This is a genomic window from Streptomyces sp. B21-105 (genome assembly GCF_036898465.1).
In the GTDB taxonomy this organism is placed as follows: Bacteria; Actinomycetota; Actinomycetes; order Streptomycetales; family Streptomycetaceae; genus Streptomyces.
Genome location: NZ_JARUMJ010000001.1, coordinates 1,194,726 through 1,210,662 on the forward strand (window position 1 = coordinate 1,194,726; position 15,937 = coordinate 1,210,662).

The 15,937-nt window shown below is 68.9% G+C and carries 12 protein-coding genes; 7 read left to right on the forward strand and 5 right to left on the reverse strand.

Annotated elements, in window-relative coordinates:
• Positions 1–131: 131 nt before the first annotated feature.
• The 3 genes from QA802_RS05160 to QA802_RS05170 all read left to right on the forward strand — a co-directional run bounded on the left by QA802_RS05160 (position 132) and on the right by QA802_RS05170 (position 3,244).
• Complete coding sequence (locus QA802_RS05160; protein ID WP_334518416.1) at positions 132–1,190, forward strand: glycosyl hydrolase 53 family protein; 1,059 nt, start codon at positions 132–134, stop codon at positions 1,188–1,190.
• A 111-nt stretch (positions 1,191–1,301) separates the two neighbouring features.
• Complete coding sequence (locus QA802_RS05165) at positions 1,302–2,330, forward strand: rhamnogalacturonan acetylesterase (protein ID WP_334518418.1); 1,029 nt, start codon at positions 1,302–1,304, stop codon at positions 2,328–2,330.
• 35 nt (positions 2,331–2,365) lie between these two features.
• Positions 2,366–3,244: an SGNH/GDSL hydrolase family protein gene (locus QA802_RS05170; protein ID WP_334518420.1), complete on the forward strand. Its 879-nt coding sequence runs from the start codon at positions 2,366–2,368 to the stop codon at positions 3,242–3,244.
• 506 nt (positions 3,245–3,750) lie between these two features.
• Here the strand turns inward: QA802_RS05170 and QA802_RS05175 are convergent.
• Positions 3,751–3,912 carry a hypothetical protein gene (locus tag QA802_RS05175; RefSeq protein ID WP_334518422.1) on the reverse strand — a complete coding sequence of 54 codons (162 nt, stop codon included), beginning with the start codon at positions 3,910–3,912 and terminating at the stop codon, positions 3,751–3,753.
• A gap of 102 nt (positions 3,913–4,014) precedes the next feature.
• On the opposite strand from QA802_RS05175, the gene QA802_RS05180 reads away from it, so the two are divergent.
• From QA802_RS05180 to QA802_RS05200, 4 genes are all read left to right on the forward strand, one after another.
• On the forward strand, positions 4,015–5,364 hold the full coding sequence (locus tag QA802_RS05180) for a right-handed parallel beta-helix repeat-containing protein (protein ID WP_334518424.1): 1,350 nt from the start codon (positions 4,015–4,017) through the stop codon (positions 5,362–5,364).
• Complete coding sequence (locus QA802_RS41445; protein WP_443042072.1) at positions 5,351–7,549, forward strand: family 43 glycosylhydrolase; 2,199 nt, start codon at positions 5,351–5,353, stop codon at positions 7,547–7,549. Before QA802_RS05180 ends, QA802_RS41445 begins: the two co-directional genes overlap by 14 nt.
• A gap of 90 nt (positions 7,550–7,639) precedes the next feature.
• Positions 7,640–9,571: a glycosyl hydrolase 53 family protein gene (locus QA802_RS05195; RefSeq protein WP_334518426.1), complete on the forward strand. Its 1,932-nt coding sequence runs from the start codon at positions 7,640–7,642 to the stop codon at positions 9,569–9,571.
• A 137-nt stretch (positions 9,572–9,708) separates the two neighbouring features.
• Positions 9,709–11,022: an RICIN domain-containing protein gene (locus tag QA802_RS05200; protein WP_334518428.1), complete on the forward strand. Its 1,314-nt coding sequence runs from the start codon at positions 9,709–9,711 to the stop codon at positions 11,020–11,022.
• 229 nt (positions 11,023–11,251) lie between these two features.
• Here QA802_RS05200 and folD read toward each other — a convergent pair whose 3' ends face one another.
• From folD to QA802_RS05220, 4 genes are all read right to left on the reverse strand, one after another.
• Positions 11,252–12,184, reverse strand: a complete 933-nt coding sequence (gene folD / locus QA802_RS05205) for a bifunctional methylenetetrahydrofolate dehydrogenase/methenyltetrahydrofolate cyclohydrolase FolD (protein WP_334518430.1) — start codon at positions 12,182–12,184, stop codon at positions 11,252–11,254.
• Positions 12,185–12,205: 21 nt separating this feature from the next.
• The gene (gene purU, locus QA802_RS05210; RefSeq protein WP_334518432.1) at positions 12,206–13,150 is read right to left on the reverse strand and encodes a formyltetrahydrofolate deformylase; all 945 of its coding nucleotides are present in this window, start codon (positions 13,148–13,150) and stop codon (positions 12,206–12,208) included.
• A gap of 62 nt (positions 13,151–13,212) precedes the next feature.
• Positions 13,213–14,076 carry a methylenetetrahydrofolate reductase gene (locus tag QA802_RS05215; RefSeq protein WP_334518434.1) on the reverse strand — a complete coding sequence of 288 codons (864 nt, stop codon included), beginning with the start codon at positions 14,074–14,076 and terminating at the stop codon, positions 13,213–13,215.
• A 40-nt stretch (positions 14,077–14,116) separates the two neighbouring features.
• Positions 14,117–15,496 carry an aminomethyl transferase family protein gene (locus QA802_RS05220; RefSeq protein WP_334518436.1) on the reverse strand — a complete coding sequence of 460 codons (1,380 nt, stop codon included), beginning with the start codon at positions 15,494–15,496 and terminating at the stop codon, positions 14,117–14,119.
• Positions 15,497–15,937 lie beyond the last annotated feature (441 nt).

Here is a 15,937-nt window from a genome sequence, read left to right on the forward strand (position 1 = left end):
CACCAACTCCTTTAGCCTGAGCGCCAGTCGCCCCCATCACCCGCCTCGCTCCGGGAAGTCTCCTTCTCACTGATCAGCTCTTCGCCGACCGCGACGTCTCACCCACGGCCGACGGAAGGAAAGGACCCACCATGTCCCCGCAACCCCCCACACCAGGAGCCGGGCGCATCAGCCGGCGAACCCTGCTCAGGGCCACCACCGCGACCGCCGGGGCGCTCGCCACGGCCGCTGCGTTCGCCGAACTCGAGACGCCTGCCGAGGCCGCCGCAAGCTTCGTCAAGGGCGTCGACATCAGCTGGGCACCTCAGATGGAGGCTCGCGGCTACTCCTGGAAGAACGCGAGCGGGCAGACCCAGGACCTGCTGACGATCCTCAAGGGCTACGGCATCACCGCCGTACGCCTGCGTACCTTCGTCAACCCGTCCAACGACCCGGCCAACGGGCACTGCGGCATCAACGAGGTCGCCGCCTTCGCCAAGCGGGTCAACGCCGCCGGCATGTCGATCATGCTCGACTACATGTTCGGCGACACCTGGAACTCCGTCGGCGTGCAGAACCCGCCCGCGGCCTGGCGGAACATGAGCTACAACCAGATGCGCACCGCGATGGGCACGTACGTGAACCAGACCATGACGGTCATGAGGAGCAGCGGCGTGCTCCCCACCTGGGTCCAGATCGGCAACGAGATCAACAGCGGGATCTGCCGCCCCGTCGGCAGCGTCTCCAACGGGGCGCAGATGACCGGACTCCTCAACGCCGCATACGACCAGGTCAAAGCGGTGTCGCCGAACTCGACGGTGTGCATCCACCTGGCCCAGCCGCAGAAGTACGACGTGATGACGACGTTCTTCAGCCGCTTCGCGGCGAGCGGCGGCAAGTGGGACATGTCGGTGTTCTCGTCCTACGGCAGTGCCGACCTCGCCCCCGGGATCGTGGCGAACATGAAGAGGATCTCCGACGCTTACGGCAAGCCGTTCCTGCAGAGCGAGTTCGGTGGCCGGGTGGACCGGGTCTCCGCCACCCAGGCCTCGCTGGTCGCCTACACGAAGGCCCTCAAGTCCAGTGGCGGGCAGGGGATCTTCTACTGGGAGCCGGAGTGCATGTCGCCGTTCACCGGTTACAACATGGGCGCCTGGGACTCCTCCAGCAAACGGCCCACAGCGATCATGAACGGCTTCACCCAGGCCTGAGGGACGGGCCATGGACCGCAAGCCGGGCAGTTCTCCGGTCAAGGACCGGGATTGGTGGTTGTAATGAGCATGACATCACGTTTCGAAAGTCACGGGGTCAGGCTGGGAGTGGTGGGTCTGCTGACTCTTGCGACGCTGGTCGGCACCGGTGCGGCGCATGCGGATGCCGCCACGCGGGCGCTGCCGGCCGGTTGTTCCGGCACTGTGCCGATCAAGTGTCACTACGCGGTCTCACCCGGCAACTACGACGTGACGGTTTCCATCGGTGGTGCCACTGCCGCCGAGACCGACATGTGGGTGGAGGCGCGGCGCCTGATGCTTGCGGCGACGAAGACGGCGGCCGGTGCCACCGCCACGTACTCGTTCACGGTCAACGTGCGGCAGCCGGAGGGGCAGCCGACCGGCCAGGGCGGCACCGGAAACCCCGGTCTGGACATCCGGTTCGCGGGGTCCAGCCCGCAGGTGTCGGCCGTCTCCGTGAAACCTGCGGCCCAGCCGCTGGTCGCCTACCTGGCCGGTGACTCGACCGTGTGCGACCAGCCCGTGGCCCCGTACACGGGATGGGGCCAGATGATCCCGCCGGCGGTGGGGCCCGGAGCCTCGGTCGCCAACTACGCGGACTCGGGGGAGAGTTCGGGCAGCTTCCTGAGGAGCTCGGCGCTCTTCCCGGCGCTGTTGTCGAAAGTCAAGGCAAACGACGCGGTGTTCATCCAGTTCGGGCACAACGACAAGCAGACCAGCGCGTCGGCCTTCCGGAGCAACCTCACCACCATGATCACGCAGGTCCGCGCGAAGGGCGGTGTCCCGGTCCTGGTGACGCCGCCGGTCCGCCGGCTGTTCGACGGCAACCGGCTCACGTCAACGGCCCTGCACGTCAACGGCGTCGGCGTGAACCTGCCCGCCGAGATGCGCTCGGTCGGGACGGCCCAGAGGGTTCCGGTGATCGATCTGACCGCCAAGAGCAAGGCGCTCGTCGAGTCCCTCGGCCCGTCCGCCTCCGCGCAGCTCTTCCTGCGCTCCTCCGTCGACGGTGTCACGGACAACACCCACTTCTCGCAGTACGGGGCGAGCCAGATGGGCGGGCTGGTGCTCCAGAGCATCCGCGAGCAGCGCCTGCCCCTGGCCGCCTACCTGCGCTGACCGAACGCCCGGCGCCAGTCCCAAGGAGGGACCCGTTGAGGAACTTACGGATTCTCATCACGACCGCGCTCGTGATCGCCTTGTCGAGCGTCGGTGTCAGCGCCGCATCCGCGGCGGACCCCGTCGCCACGAACTGCGCCAGCGCCTCCCATGCCCAGGCGGCCCCGGCCCCGGCCGCACGGACGGTCGCCGCACCGGTCACCGTGTGGCTGGCCGGCGACTCCACCATGGCCAATCCGAGTTCCGGCCGTTGTCCGGTCGGCTGGGGCAGCCAGTTCGACGCCCTGTTCAGCAGTGACGTGACCGTCAAGAACCAAGCCGTGGGCGGCCGGAGCATCCAGACCTGGCTGTACGAGGGGAACGTGAGCAGCACCAAGGGATCGGACGGTGAGTGCCGCCTCACGTCCACCTCGTACTCGTCCCGCTGGCAGGCGATGCTGAACGCCAGCACCGGAATGAAGGCCGGTGACTACCTGTTCATCCAGTTCGGCATCAACGACTCCTCCTCGAGCTGCCCCCGGCACGTCGGCCGGGCCCGGTACCAACAGCTGATGACCATGATGGCGCAGGCCGCCCTGGCCCGGGGCGCGCACCCGGTGCTGCTCACCCCGGTGGCCGCCATCACCTGCTCCGGCGGCACAGCGACCAAGAACCGCGGCTTCGTGGCCGAGACCTTCGCCGCCGGATCCGCCACCAGGGCCCCCGTCGTCGACCTGCAGACGCTCAGTGTCTCGCTCTACAACAGCCTGCGCTTCTGCCCTAACAACGGCGACTACGGAGGCAACGGTCCCCTGGGCACCTTCTTCTGCAACGACCACACGCACTTCGACACCTACGGCGCCCAGCGGATCGCAGGGCTCGTCGCCGGTGACGTGCGCCGCCAGAACCTCCCGCTCGCCGCGTATCTCAGGTAGCACGCGGCGGTGGGCGCGAACCGGGGCCGGTCGGCTCGCGGGTGGCCTTCAATGAAGCCGGACCCAAGACCGCGGTCGCAGTCGTCCCTGTCTGACGGTGGCGTGCGGAAGCGGCTTGACTCCGACCAGGCGTCGGCGTGCGACGAAGGCGGGGCCGGGCCGGGCCGGGGCCGGGGCGAGGGTACGACCGGCGAGGCAATCCCCCCATCAGCCTGCGGAAGTCCCAGGAGCTCGCGGTGATCGGCCCCGGCATCCGCCACGTCTGGAGCATCCGGCCGGGCCGGCTGGGCGTCAAGTTCATGCCCCGGGAGGGCCGGTACGTTGCCGGAGCCGTCGGCTGGTCGGCCGCCCGCCACGTGCCCTCGGTCTTCGGCGCGGCAGGCTCCGGGGAGGCGAGGCCCCACCACGCCGAGCCGATACCGACCTGCTGTCCGCCGCTGGGCGTCGGCCGGCAGGCCGTCCCTGGCGATCCGGTAAGCCAGTTCGGATGCCTGGCGCAGTTCGTCTCAGTCGCCGATGAACAGCGTCTGCACCACCGACCGGTCGAGGGTCATCGCCGGAGCGCTCATGTCAGCGATCCCACCGACCGGGGTCTTCCTGATCGGCTCGCGCCGCTTCATCGCCAACCTGGCCGCCCGCGCCACGAGGTTCTGAAGAGACACGCGCATGGTCCCGCCCTTCGAAAAGCAGCTTTCGCCTGCGCTGAGTACGTCAGGCAGGCACGAGCCCTACTGCCGCACGGGAAGACATCTGACTCGGGAGATGACGCTGTGAGAACCGCGAAGTTCGACACCCCTGCCCTCCTGCTCTCGGTGGTCATGTCGAGTTCCGTCGCCATGACCCCCGGCTCGGCGTCCGCGAGCACCGCGGCGGCCGGAAACACCTACTACGTCGCCCCGAACGGAAACGACGGAGCAGCAGGTACGCAGGCCGCTCCGTGGGCATCGATCGCCCGTGCACAGGCCGTCGCCAAGTCAGGCGACACGGTCTACTTCCGGGGCGGCACCTACGCCTACACCCGCGCGAACAGCGCCTGTTCGAGCCAGACCGCCAAGGTCGATGCGATCACCCTCAACAAGAGCGGCAGCTCGGGCAACCCGATCCGGTACTGGGCCCAGCCGGGCGAGAAACCGGTCTTCGACTTCTCGCGGATGACGGACAACTGCCGCATCAAGGGCTTCGACGTCACCGGCAGCTGGATCCACCTCAAAGGGCTGGAAGTCAGGGGCGTTCCCCAGAACAACAACCGCAACGCCGAGTCCTGGGGGATCTGGGTCTCCGGCAGCAACGACGTCTTCGAGCAGATCAACACGCACCACCACATGGGTACCGGCCTGTTCATCAGCGGCGGGGGCGGCAACCTCGTCCTCAACTCGGACGCGCACGACAACTACGACCTGCGCAGCAACGACGGTCCCGGCGAGAACGCCGACGGGTTCGGTTCGCACTACACGCCGGCCGGCCGCGCCGCGAACGTGTTCCGGGGTTGCCGCGCGTGGTGGAACGCCGATGACGGGTTCGACCTCATCTCCACCTACTCGCCCGTGATCATCGAGAACTCGTGGGCCTGGCGCAACGGGTACGTGCCGGGGACGACGACGCCCTCCGGCAACGGAGCCGGCTTCAAGTCCGGCGGTTACGGGGGCGACTACGAGGCCAACGCGCCGAAGCACACCGTCCGCTACTCGGTGGCGTTCCTCAACAAGGCGGCCGGCTTCTACGCCAACCACCACCCGGTGGCCAACGACTTCTTCAACAACACCGGCTACGGGAACCACCCCAACTTCAACATGCTGGGAATCGACTCGCGCGGCGCCGCCGTCGGCCGGGGCACCCTGCGCAACAACATCGCCTACACCGGAACGGCGACGTCGAACATGAGCGGCACCAGCGCCGCGTACAACACCTGGAACCTCGGCGTCCCCCTGTCGGACTCCCAGTTCCACAGTGTGTCGACGTCCGGCTGGGACGCGCCCCGCCAGACCGACGGGAACCTGCCCGTGCTGCCCCACCTCCGTCTCGCGGCGAACAGTGCCCTGATCGACAAGGGCACCGACGTGGGACTGCCCTTCAGCGGAAGTGCGCCGGATCTCGGCGCCTTTGAGAATGACGGAAGGTGACCTCTTGAGGCAAGGATCGCGTGTCATCTCCAAGTACTGGAAGTTGGCCGCCGCCACCCTGTTGTCCGTGGCGTTGGCGGCGCCGCTCTCGGCGAGCACCGCCGCGGCGGAGACACCTGCAACGCAGAGACAGGCAACGGAGCTCCAGGACCAGGGGGCGGCTGCTGGACGGGTGGTGGATCGCGGCCTCGAGTACCTGGTGTCCGACTACCAGACGCGCACTCCGACGAAGTACACGGCTGACTCCTGGAAGCCCTTCGCCAAGGCGTTGACCGCCGCGGCCGAGGTCGCCGACGACACTTCGGCCACCACGTCGGACGTCGCCGACGCGAAGACGGCACTGATGACCGCCGCCGCCGACCTGAAGGCCGCCGACGAGGGCACGTTCCAGACCATCACGAACAACACCTTCTGGAACGACACCAGCGGCAACCCCATCTATTCGCAGGGCGGTGGCGTCTTCAAGTTCGGTGACACCTACTACTGGTACGGCGTGCACTACACCGGCGCCGAGCTCTACCGGGCCAATCCGACGAGGAAGTACGACGGGAACGTCAGCTTCGCCTCGATCCCCGTGTACTCGTCCAAGGACCTGGTGAACTGGAAGTTCGAGAACCGGGTCGCGACGCGCTCGACCAGGATCCAGAACGGCGCCACCCTCGGTCAGGCAGGGTGGGTCGGGCGCCTCGGGGTCTCGTACAACGAGAACACCGGCAAGTACGTGCTCGCCACCCAGGCCTACGTCGGAGGCGGGCACGGTGTCCTGTTCCTCCAGGGCGACTCACCCACCGACACCTTCGACTACGGCTACTTCCAGACCCAGATCACCAACTCGCCCACGACCGGCACCGGAGACCAGACCGTCTTCACCGACGACGACGGCAAGGACTACCTGATCTTCTCCAACCGCGAAGGACGGTCGCGCGGCTTCGTGGCCAAGTTCCGGGAGTCCGACTCGCTGCGGATCGAGCCAGCCGTGCAGATCCGCAGCGGCGCCGGGCGCGAGGGCAACGCCATGTTCAAGGTCGACGGCAAGTACTACCACGCGGCGTCGGACCTGCACGGCTGGAACACCTCTGTCAACTACGTCAATGAGTCGACCAGCAGCAACGTCCAGGGCTCCTACAGCAGCGAGTACGTCCTTGCCGGCACCGAGATGGACTACAGCCACGTGACCCAGACCGGGTTCTTCGTGACGGTCAAGGGCACCAAGCAGAACACGGTGCTCTACGCCGGCGACCGCTGGGCCGACTTCGCCTGGAACGGCATCGGGTACAACCAGTGGACGCCGATCACCAAGACCGGCGCACGGCCGCAGTTCCACTCGGTGAGTCAGTGGCAGTTCAACGCCACGACCGGGGAGTGGCGCGTCGGGCCGGCGAACAACTACATCCTCAACCCCGACATCCAGGCCGACCGCGTCATCGTCTCCAGCGTACGGGGATGGCGGAACCTCGGTGGTTCGGTGACCAACGTCAACGGTGGTGTGAACGGGTCTCGCTTCGCCCTCCAGGTGAGCAACAGCGGCGGCGTCGAGCAGCGGGTCGAGTCGGTGCCCGCAGGCACCTACACCCTGTCCCTGCACGCTCGGGGCAGCGCCGGACAGGTCGTGATCAACGGCGCCAACGGCAGCCAACGCACCCTCAGCGTCCCGTCGTCGAGCGGCTGGGCCAAGCGCGAGCTCACCGGCATCGAGCTGCCCGGCGGGGCCGCCACCGTCACCGTGCGGGCGTCGGGTTCGGGCGGCGTCACCGTCGACCAGCTCTCCCTCGTCAAGACCTCGGCCGGCACACCAGCACCTCCGGGGCGTTACGAGGCAGAGACCGCTCCGGCACAGTGCCAGGGCACGATCGACTCGAACCAAGCGGGCTATTCCGGTAGCGGGTTCTGCAACGGCAATGCCGCCGCGGGGGCCTTCGCGGAGTTCACCGTGAACTCCGCGACCGCCCGTACGGCGACGCTGGGGATCCGGTTCGCCAATGGCGCCACCACCGGTGCGAGGCCGGCGAACCTCGTCGTCAACGGAGCCACGGCAGGGGCGCATTCGTTCGAGTCCACCGGTGCGTGGACGACGTGGACGACCAAGACCGTGACGGTCCCGCTGAACGCCGGCAGCAACACCGTCCGGCTGGATCCGACCACGACAGCAGGACTGCCCAACGTCGACTGCCTCGATGTCGGCTGACTGACGTCCCGCGCTCTGCCGGACTTCGCGACCGGCAGAGCGTAGGCAACAGCCCATGCCGCCCGTACGCGACATCGTCAGGAGAAGGACATGAGCAGAACGCGTCTCCCCCGCGCCATCGCGGTCACGACGACGTTGGTCACCATGGTGTCCGCGAATCTACTCATGGTGCCCGAGCCGGCCCACGCGACCTTCGGAACCGCGGACACCAAGCCGATCGAGAGCAATATCGCCGCCAAGCCCTGGGCCTCGGCGACGGCTGCCACCGGCTCGTCCAACGCCCGTCTGGCCATCGACGGCGACCCGGCGACGTCCTGGCGCCCGGATCGTGCCGGCGCACGGCAGTGGCTCACCGTCGACCTCGGTGGAACCTACGACAACCTGCGTAAGGTCAAGGTGCTCTTCCCGGACCGCGGCGTGGCCCACCAGTACGTCGTCGAGGCTTCACCCGACGGTCGCCGGTGGAAGGCCATCGCCGACAGATCCCACGACCGAGCCGCGTCGCGAGGGGAAGTACACCTGTTCACCCGGCCGGGAACGCGCTTCGTCCGGCTGACGTTCACCGGTGGGCCAGGCCGGGCCCGGGCAGGTGTCAGCGAGCTCCAGGTCTTCAACTACCTGCGCGACGACCTCACCCTCGGCGCCGATCTGTCCTGGATGGACGACGTCCATGACCAGCAGTACTGGGTCGATCCCCTGGCCGACAACCGTGGCGCCGGGCCACACCTGCTCGACGTGGCCAAGGACCGTGGCATCGAGTACAGCCGGCTGCGGATATTCAACGAGCCGCGCAGCGAGAGCACCGGCCAACCGACGCCCGTACCGCGCCAGGGCCCGGAGCGCTCACTGGCCTCAGCCAAGCGGATCAAGCAGCGGGGCATGGGCCTGGGGATCGACTTCCACTACGCGGACTCATGGGCGGACCCGAGCAAGCAACCAAAACCACGCGCCTGGGCCGAGCTGGAGTTCGCGGACCTGTCCCAGACGGTGTACGACTTCACCGCCGACTATCTGAAGCGGTTGATCCGGCAGGGCACCACGCCGGAGAAGGTGGCCGTCGGCAACGAGATCATCAATGGCTTCATGTACGGCAGCGAGGCGGCCCACATCGGCACGACGAATCCGCCGTATTTCGTCGACCAGGCCGACATCTACCAGTCACAGCCCGGCGGTGGCCTGCTGTGGAAGTACTGGCGGTCGACCGACCCGGTGGAGCAGCAGCTCTACGACCAGTCGTGGGACCGGTTCACCACCCTGGCCGCGGCCGGGATCAGAGCCGTCCGTGACGCGTCACCGACATCCAAGGTCGAGATACACGTGATCGTCGACAAGGACAAGCTCGCCAAAACCATGGAGTTCTGGCACCAGTTCCTCACCCGGGTGAAGACAAAGGGCCAGAACCCCGATGTGCTGGCCATCTCGTACTACCCGGAATGGCACGGTACGCCCGAGGCGCTGGATCTCAACCTGAACACCATGGCCGCCGCCTGCCCCGGCTACGAGATCGACATCGCCGAAACCGCCTACCCCGCTTCGGGCGGCGACGGCTCGCCGTTGCCCAACTCGCCGTACCCGCGAACCGTTCAGGGTCAGGCGGACGCGATCCGGAGGGTGTTCCAGGCCGCCAACGACGTGGTCGACAACCGAGGTTCAGGGGCACTGGTGTGGGAGCCGGCCGGTTACCAGCCGATGTTCCGGGCCGTGCCCGGACTGGCGAACACGTGGGAGCCGCACGCGTCCATCGACGTCTTCAACGCCAGCCGCGCCAAGCACATCCTCCAGGACACCGTCCACACCGCCACCGTGGTGGGAGCCGTCCCGAAGCTGCCCTCCTCCGTCCGCATGCTCACCACCGCCAACAACAAGATCACCAATGTCCCCGTCCGCTGGCAGCCTTTGCCACCCGGCGCGACTGACAGGCCCGGTGAGGTGACAGTCACCGGGACGACCGGCACAGGACCGGTCACGGCGGTCATCGATGTCATGCCCGGACACGGCGAACACGACGTGACCACCTCATAGCCGGCCTGGGAGAAACACGAGCTGTCGTGCCGTGCGTCCCGCCGACCTGTCGGCTTCTGCCGCCGGCGGGGCGCCCCCGGCAACGGGACCGGCCGAACACCCAACCCCCCACCCATCCCCGCACCCAAGGAGTCACCATGACCCTGCGACGACGGACCTTCCTCGCCATGAGCGCGGCCGGAGCGACGGGCGTGGGCCTGTCCCTGCTCGGAGCAGGACAGGCACCGGCCGCCGCCGGGCCGCTGGACACCGCGCCGACCACGCCGTTCGCGGTCGGCGTGCGCCGGTACAACTGGACCCGCGGCGGCCGCCCGTGCACCACCTACGTCTACTATCCGGCCACCGGCGCCGCCGGCGGCAGCCCGGTGACGGACGCCCCGGTCGCGAACGGCGTCTTCCCCGTCTACAACTTCACCCACGGCTTCCAGAGCAGCCCGCAGAACTCCCTGTTCATCATCCGGGCCCTGGCCTCGGCGGGCTTCATCGTCCCCGCCCCGCACTTCAACCACAACTTCGAGGACGTCAGGAACGGCAACACCTCCAAGGACGTTTCGCAGATCCTCACCAACACCCTCGCGCTCAACGCGAGCGGACCGCTGGCCGGGCACATCGACACCGGCATCGGCGTCGGCGTCTCGGGCCACTCCCTGGGCGGCATGGTCACCCACGGTCTGCTGACCTCCTGGCCCGACAGCCGGATCGTCTCCGCCAACCCGCAGTCCTGTGAGGACATGGGCAACCCCGCCGCCTCGGTCTCCGCCAAGGTCCTGTTCGTCCACGGCGACCGGGACTCGACCACGCGGTACTCCTCGGCCCGGCAGGCATACTCGGAGATGACCTGGCCCAAGGCGTTCCTCACCTTCGTCGGCGGCAGCCACACCAGCTTCTGGAGCGACCAGCGCTTCCCGAGGACCGTCGTCGACTGGGCCCGCTGGACCATGTACGGCGACACCGCCGCACGGGACCGCCTCCCCGCTGACGCGTCCGGGTCCAACACCAGGTGGGAAGCCCAGTTGGGCGACTCCCCCGGTGGCCCGGGCCTCTACACCCTGCTGGCCCAGCACAGCGGCAAGGCCGCCGAGATCAACGGGGCCTCCACCGCCGCCGGCGCACAACTCGTCCAGCGGACCACCAGCAGTCGCCCCAACCAGCAGTTCGAGTTCGTCGACGCCGGTGACGGGCACGTCCGCGTCAAGGCACTGCACAGTGGCCTGTTCCTCCAGCCCACGGGCAGCGCGACCGGCGCGGATGTCGTCCAGCAGGCCGACACCGGCGCCACCGGCCAGCAGTGGCGCGTGGTCGATCACGGTGGTGGCGTGATCAGCCTCGTGAACCGGGAGTCCGGCCTGGCCATGGATGTCTGGGGGTACTCCACCGCCGACGGCGCCCGCATCGCCCAGTACACCTACAGCGGCAACCCCAACCAGCGCTTCACCCGCCGCCGCGTCTGACCGGAACGGGTCGGGGCACCGCTCGGACGACAGGGCGGGCGGTGCCCCTCAGCGCTGCGGGCAACCGGACGAGGGCCCGCTCCCGAGGCGACCTGCGTCGACCTGGCGCGTGGTGGCGGCAGGCCACCGGCCGAAGCACGGGTGATCGTACCCGGCGAGGACGGTGGCGCCGTCGGCCGTGACCCCACGACCCGTCTCGTGACCGCGGCCGTCCCGTCGCGCCATCTCGTCACGGCGTCGTGCCGACGCCGTCGCCGAGGACGTCCGCTCGCCGGCCGCGCAGGGAGCTGACCCCAGGATGGCCACACCGATCCGCCTGCTGTGCTCGCGCGGCAATGAGTGTGTTGGCCAGGAGCATGGCGATGGTCATCGGGCCCACGCCGCCGGGGACGGGAGTGACGAAGGCCGCGGTGCCGACGACGGCGTCGGTGTCCACGTCCCCGCGCAGACCCGCCTTGGAGCGGTGGATACCGACGTCGATCACGGTGGCGCCGGGCTTGACAGCGTCGATGCCGATGAGACCCGGGACGCCGGCCGCCACCACCAGGACGTCGGCGCGACGGCACACGGCGGCCAGGTCGCGGGTGCGGGAGTGGCAGATCGTGACGGTCGCGTTCCTCTCCAGGAGCAGCTGGCCCATCGGCTTCCCGACCAAGGTGCTGCGGCCGACGACGACGGCTTCGGCCCCCTCGAGAGGAATCCGGTGGGCGTCGAGCAGGGCCATCACCCCAGAGGGAGTGCAGGGCCGCAGGCCGGGGCTGCCCTGGGCGAGCAGTCCGGCGTTCACGGTGGTCAGGCCGTCGACGTCCTTGTGCGCCGGGATGCGCGCGAGCAGGGCGGCGGCGTCCAGGTGGGCCGGTGTGGGCAGCTGCAGGAGGATCCCTGAGACCGCAGGGTCGGCCGCCAGTTCGTCGATGAGCGCAGCAGCGTCATCCTGAGTTGTCTCGGCTGGAAGATGCCGGTGCAGGTCGGTCATGCCGGCCGCGGTGCAGGCGCGGCGCTTGTTCCGGACGTACACCTCGCTCGCCGGGTCGTCGCCTATGAGGACGGTGGCCAGGCCGGGCGCGTTCCCCCCGGCGTCCACGAGTGCGGCGACGCCGGAGGCGACGTCGGAACGGACCTGCCGGGCAACGGTGGTGCCGTCGATGAGCTGCGCGGTCACGAGAATCCCTTGGAAGACGATTCAGAAGACGATGGTGGAGTTGCCGTGGATGGCGAGCCGGTCCTCCAGGTGCGCGCGCACGGCGCGCGAGAGAACGGCGCGCTCGACATCGGCGCCGAGGCGTACGAGGTCGGCGGTGGTGTGCCGGTGGTCGACCCGGACGACGTCCTGGTCGATGATCGGGCCCTCGTCCAGATCGGCGGTGACGTAGTGGGCGGTCGCACCGACCAGCTTCACGCCGCGGTCCTTGGCCTTCTGGTACGGGCCGGCCCCGATGAAGGCGGGCAGGAAGCTGTGGTGGATGTTGATCAGCGGACAGCCGACCGCTTCGAGGAAGGAGGGCGTGATGATCTGCATGTACCGCGCCAGCACGACGAGGTCGACGTTGCCGCGCAGCAGGTCGAGGATGCGGCTCTCGGCCTCGGCGCGGTTGTCCCGGGTGGCGGGGACGTGGATGTAGGGCACCCCGAAGGGCCGGACCTCGTCGGCGAGGTCGGGGTGGTTGGACACCACCATGACCACATTCATGTCCAGTTGGCCGCGACGGTGACGCCAGAGCAGGTCGAGCACGCAGTGGTCGGTCTTGGACACCATGATGGCCACCCGTTTGGGCCGGGCGGCCTCGGTGAGGCGGTGAGTCATGCCCCAGCGCTGAGCGACGCCGGTTTCGAATGCACGGTCCAATTCGTCCCGGGCCGCGGACAGGCCGGGCAGGTGGAACCCGGTGCGCTGGAAGAAGGTGCCGCCGACCGCGGTCGTCGAGAACTGGTCCAGGCTCGTGATGTTCGCACCGGCCTCGGCGAGGAACGTGCTCACTGCCGAGACCACGCCCGGCCGGTCGGGGCACTGGATCAGCAGACGCCCGTGGTCGGCTCGGTCCTCGGGGATACCACCCTCACGCGAAGTGCTCCCCGTGGACGTGGTGGGCGCGGACGCGGTGGGTGCAGACGTAGTGGGTGCGGACATGGCGACTCCGGTTTGCTGGGCGGGGTGGGTACGCGTCGGCGCGGTGCTGGTCGCGGCGCCGGTCATGTCAGGTCCGAGAGAAGACGCCGGCGCCACGCCTCGGTCGGCGCGAGATCGTTGAAGGTGAAGACGTGGAACCCGGCGACGGCATCGTCGGCCTCTCCGAGGTGGGGCGCGAGCCCCGAGAGCAAGGCGTCCGGCCGATAGCCGCCGGGGAGGAAGAAGCGCCGGAGCAGGGTCTGCTGCTTGTTCAGGAACTTCGCCGACGCCCCGAGGCCCAGTCCGCCTGCGACGCGCAACAGCTTCTGCCGGTGGACGGCACCGGGGAGGCCGACGTGGACCGGCAGCTTGATGTCGTAGGCGCGGACCCGGTGGATCCACGCCAGGATGGCTCGGGGATCGAAGACGATCTGGGTCGTGATGTGCGTGGCGAGCGGCGCCTTGTCCGCCAGCGCCTGCATCAGCACCTGCTCCGATACGTCCGGATGGCCCTCGGGATGACCGCCGATCCCGATGTCGGTGAAGCCGTGGTCGAGTTCGTGCACCGCCCGTAGCAGCGCCAGAGCGTCGGCGAACGCTGTCGTCGTGGCGGTACGGTCGCCTCCGACCACGAACACGCCGGTGATACCGGCGTCGCGGCACCTGCCGACGAGACCGGCCAGGTGCTGGTGGTCCCTCACTTGCTGGGCCGACAGGTGCGGTGACACGGCATAACCGTGGCCCGCGAGCGCGACCGCCAGGTCGATGGTCGCGTCCTGTCCCTTTGCCGGTGAGGCGGTCACGGTGAGCGGGACGTCGGTCGGGACATTGTCGCGGACGGCCTGCTCGGTCTTGGCGAACGGGATGACCTCGTAGCCGAGACCCCGCACGGCCCGGACCAGGTCAGCGCGCACGATCACGTCGTGCCGGGAGTGGAGTCGGTTCACGGTCGGCCTCTCGGATGGGCGGGTGGAGGAGTCCGGCACGTCAGTGCTGAGCCGGCGGCCGGGTCCGTACTGTGGCCCGGATGGTGGTCTGCACGTGGTGGGGTTCGCTGAGCGGCCGGCCGGCTCCGCCGTCGGGCTCGCCCCACAGGACCTCGACGCGGTCGCCGTCGGTCAAGGACTCGTCAAGGATGGCGATGGTCACCACGCGCCCGACGTTGACGGTGTATCCACCCCACGTGGACAGGCCCACGAGGCGATCGCCCTGCAGCACGCTGTCCAGGTAGATCGTGGCGGGGTTCAGGTTGGGCAGGCTGAGCAGCTTGGGTCGGGGACCGTCTCCGAAGAAGCCGGCCCGGACCACCTCCATGACGTCGTCGGTGTCCCACTCCAGCCAGCGCTTGAGGCGCTTGGGTCCCTGGGCGGCGGCCTGCTCGAGCGCGGTGCGACCGATGAAGTCGTGGTCGAGCTTGACGATGGAGCCGTAGCCCAGCTCCCAGGGGTAGAAGTAGTAGTCCTGGATGTCGTCCGAGACGTAACTGCCCTCAATGGTGATCATGCCCTCCAGCCCGAAACCGGGCAGGTGCTGCCGGTAGGCGGCCGTCTCCGGGGAGCTGTAGACGGCGGACGGGACGGCGGGGATCCACCCGGACTCGACGGTCGAGGACAGGTAGGAGACGGCCCCGCCCTGGCGCAGGCCGCTCTGCGCGCCGGCGTGCAACAGGGTCTCCAGGACGCTGGGGCCGTGCTCCACCGGGCCGAAGAGCTCCAGGCCGGTGTACTCCTCGCCCGGCACGCCCGCCATCGTGTGGTTCAGGGCGCGAACCGGGGTCCCCGCGATCTCGAAGGAGCCCATGCGGAAGAACGGGATGCGGTCGATCGGGGCGCCTACGGCGCGTTCGAGGATCTCCTGAGTGCGAGGGCCGTTGAGCTGGTACCGGTAGTGCTGTCGGCGGCCCAGCGGGTTGTGGACCGACGCCGGATCCACGCTGAACTCGACGTCGTAGTCGCCCTGTTGAGCTTGGAACTGCACCCAGTTGGCCGCCTGGGGGACACCGACCAGGCTCAGGTGGTCCTCCTCGAGGCCGAACAGGATGCAGTCGCCGATGTAGCGGCCGTCCGGCCCGACGGCGACGAACTGCTTGGCGCGGTCGCGGCCGAGGGTCGCCGGGCTGTTGACGCCGGTGTCGCCGATCAGGCGCTTCACGTCGGGCCCGGTGATGTGCACCTCGGTCATGTGGTGGGACTGGTCGAACAGGACGCAGGCGTTCTTCCAGGCCCACTGCTCGTTGTGCCAGGTCGTGTACTCCTGGGCGTAGGTGAACGGGTAGTGCGTGGCGGGATTGGTCCGCAGCATCGCCAGCGGGCCCCCGCTGCGGTCGATGCGCTGCTGCAGGGTCTCGAGGTGCGGTTGGTCGGTCACAGGGTGCCTCCTGGGTGGGTGGTGGTCGGCGAGGCGCCGGGGTCGCTGCGACGAGATGCCGGGCAGTGCGTCGCCCTGGAGCGCGCGGAGGGGGCGCCGCCCGGGCCTGGCATGCTCGGGGCGACTCCGTGTCACGGGTCACCGGCCGCGGAGGCCCTCGTTCACGCAGCGGTTGCGCGGACGGCCGGGGCCGATGACGGAGCTGCCGGCGATGTCGCCGGCAGAGAAGAAGCGGCCGCCGTGGTGGGCACCGGTTCCCGGCCTGAGACCCTCAAGTACGAGGTCCTGCAGCCGCCCCCGCTCGCGGGAGTAGGCGACCAGCCGGGCGAAGTGGAGGAACGTCTCGTCGGCGGCCAGTCCTGCAACACCTCGCCGCTGACCTGTAGGACGATCCGTACGGCGTCGCGGTCGGCCAAGGGCGCCGGCACGACGAATTGCCCG

What these genes read in the sequence shown, in the direction of transcription:
- QA802_RS05195 (WP_334518426.1), top strand. Translation starts at nt 7,640, where the DNA reads ATGAGCAGAACGCGTCTCCCCCGCGCCATCGCGGTCACGACGACGTTG.
- QA802_RS05175 (WP_334518422.1), bottom strand. Translation starts at nt 3,912, where the DNA reads ATGCGCGTGTCTCTTCAGAACCTCGTGGCGCGGGCGGCCAGGTTGGCG.
- QA802_RS05160 (WP_334518416.1), top strand. Translation starts at nt 132, where the DNA reads ATGTCCCCGCAACCCCCCACACCAGGAGCCGGGCGCATCAGCCGGCGA.
- QA802_RS05200 (WP_334518428.1), top strand. Translation starts at nt 9,709, where the DNA reads ATGACCCTGCGACGACGGACCTTCCTCGCCATGAGCGCGGCCGGAGCG.
- purU (WP_334518432.1), bottom strand. Translation starts at nt 13,150, where the DNA reads ATGTCCGCACCCACTACGTCTGCACCCACCGCGTCCGCGCCCACCACG.
- QA802_RS41445 (WP_443042072.1), top strand. Translation starts at nt 5,351, where the DNA reads ATGACGGAAGGTGACCTCTTGAGGCAAGGATCGCGTGTCATCTCCAAG.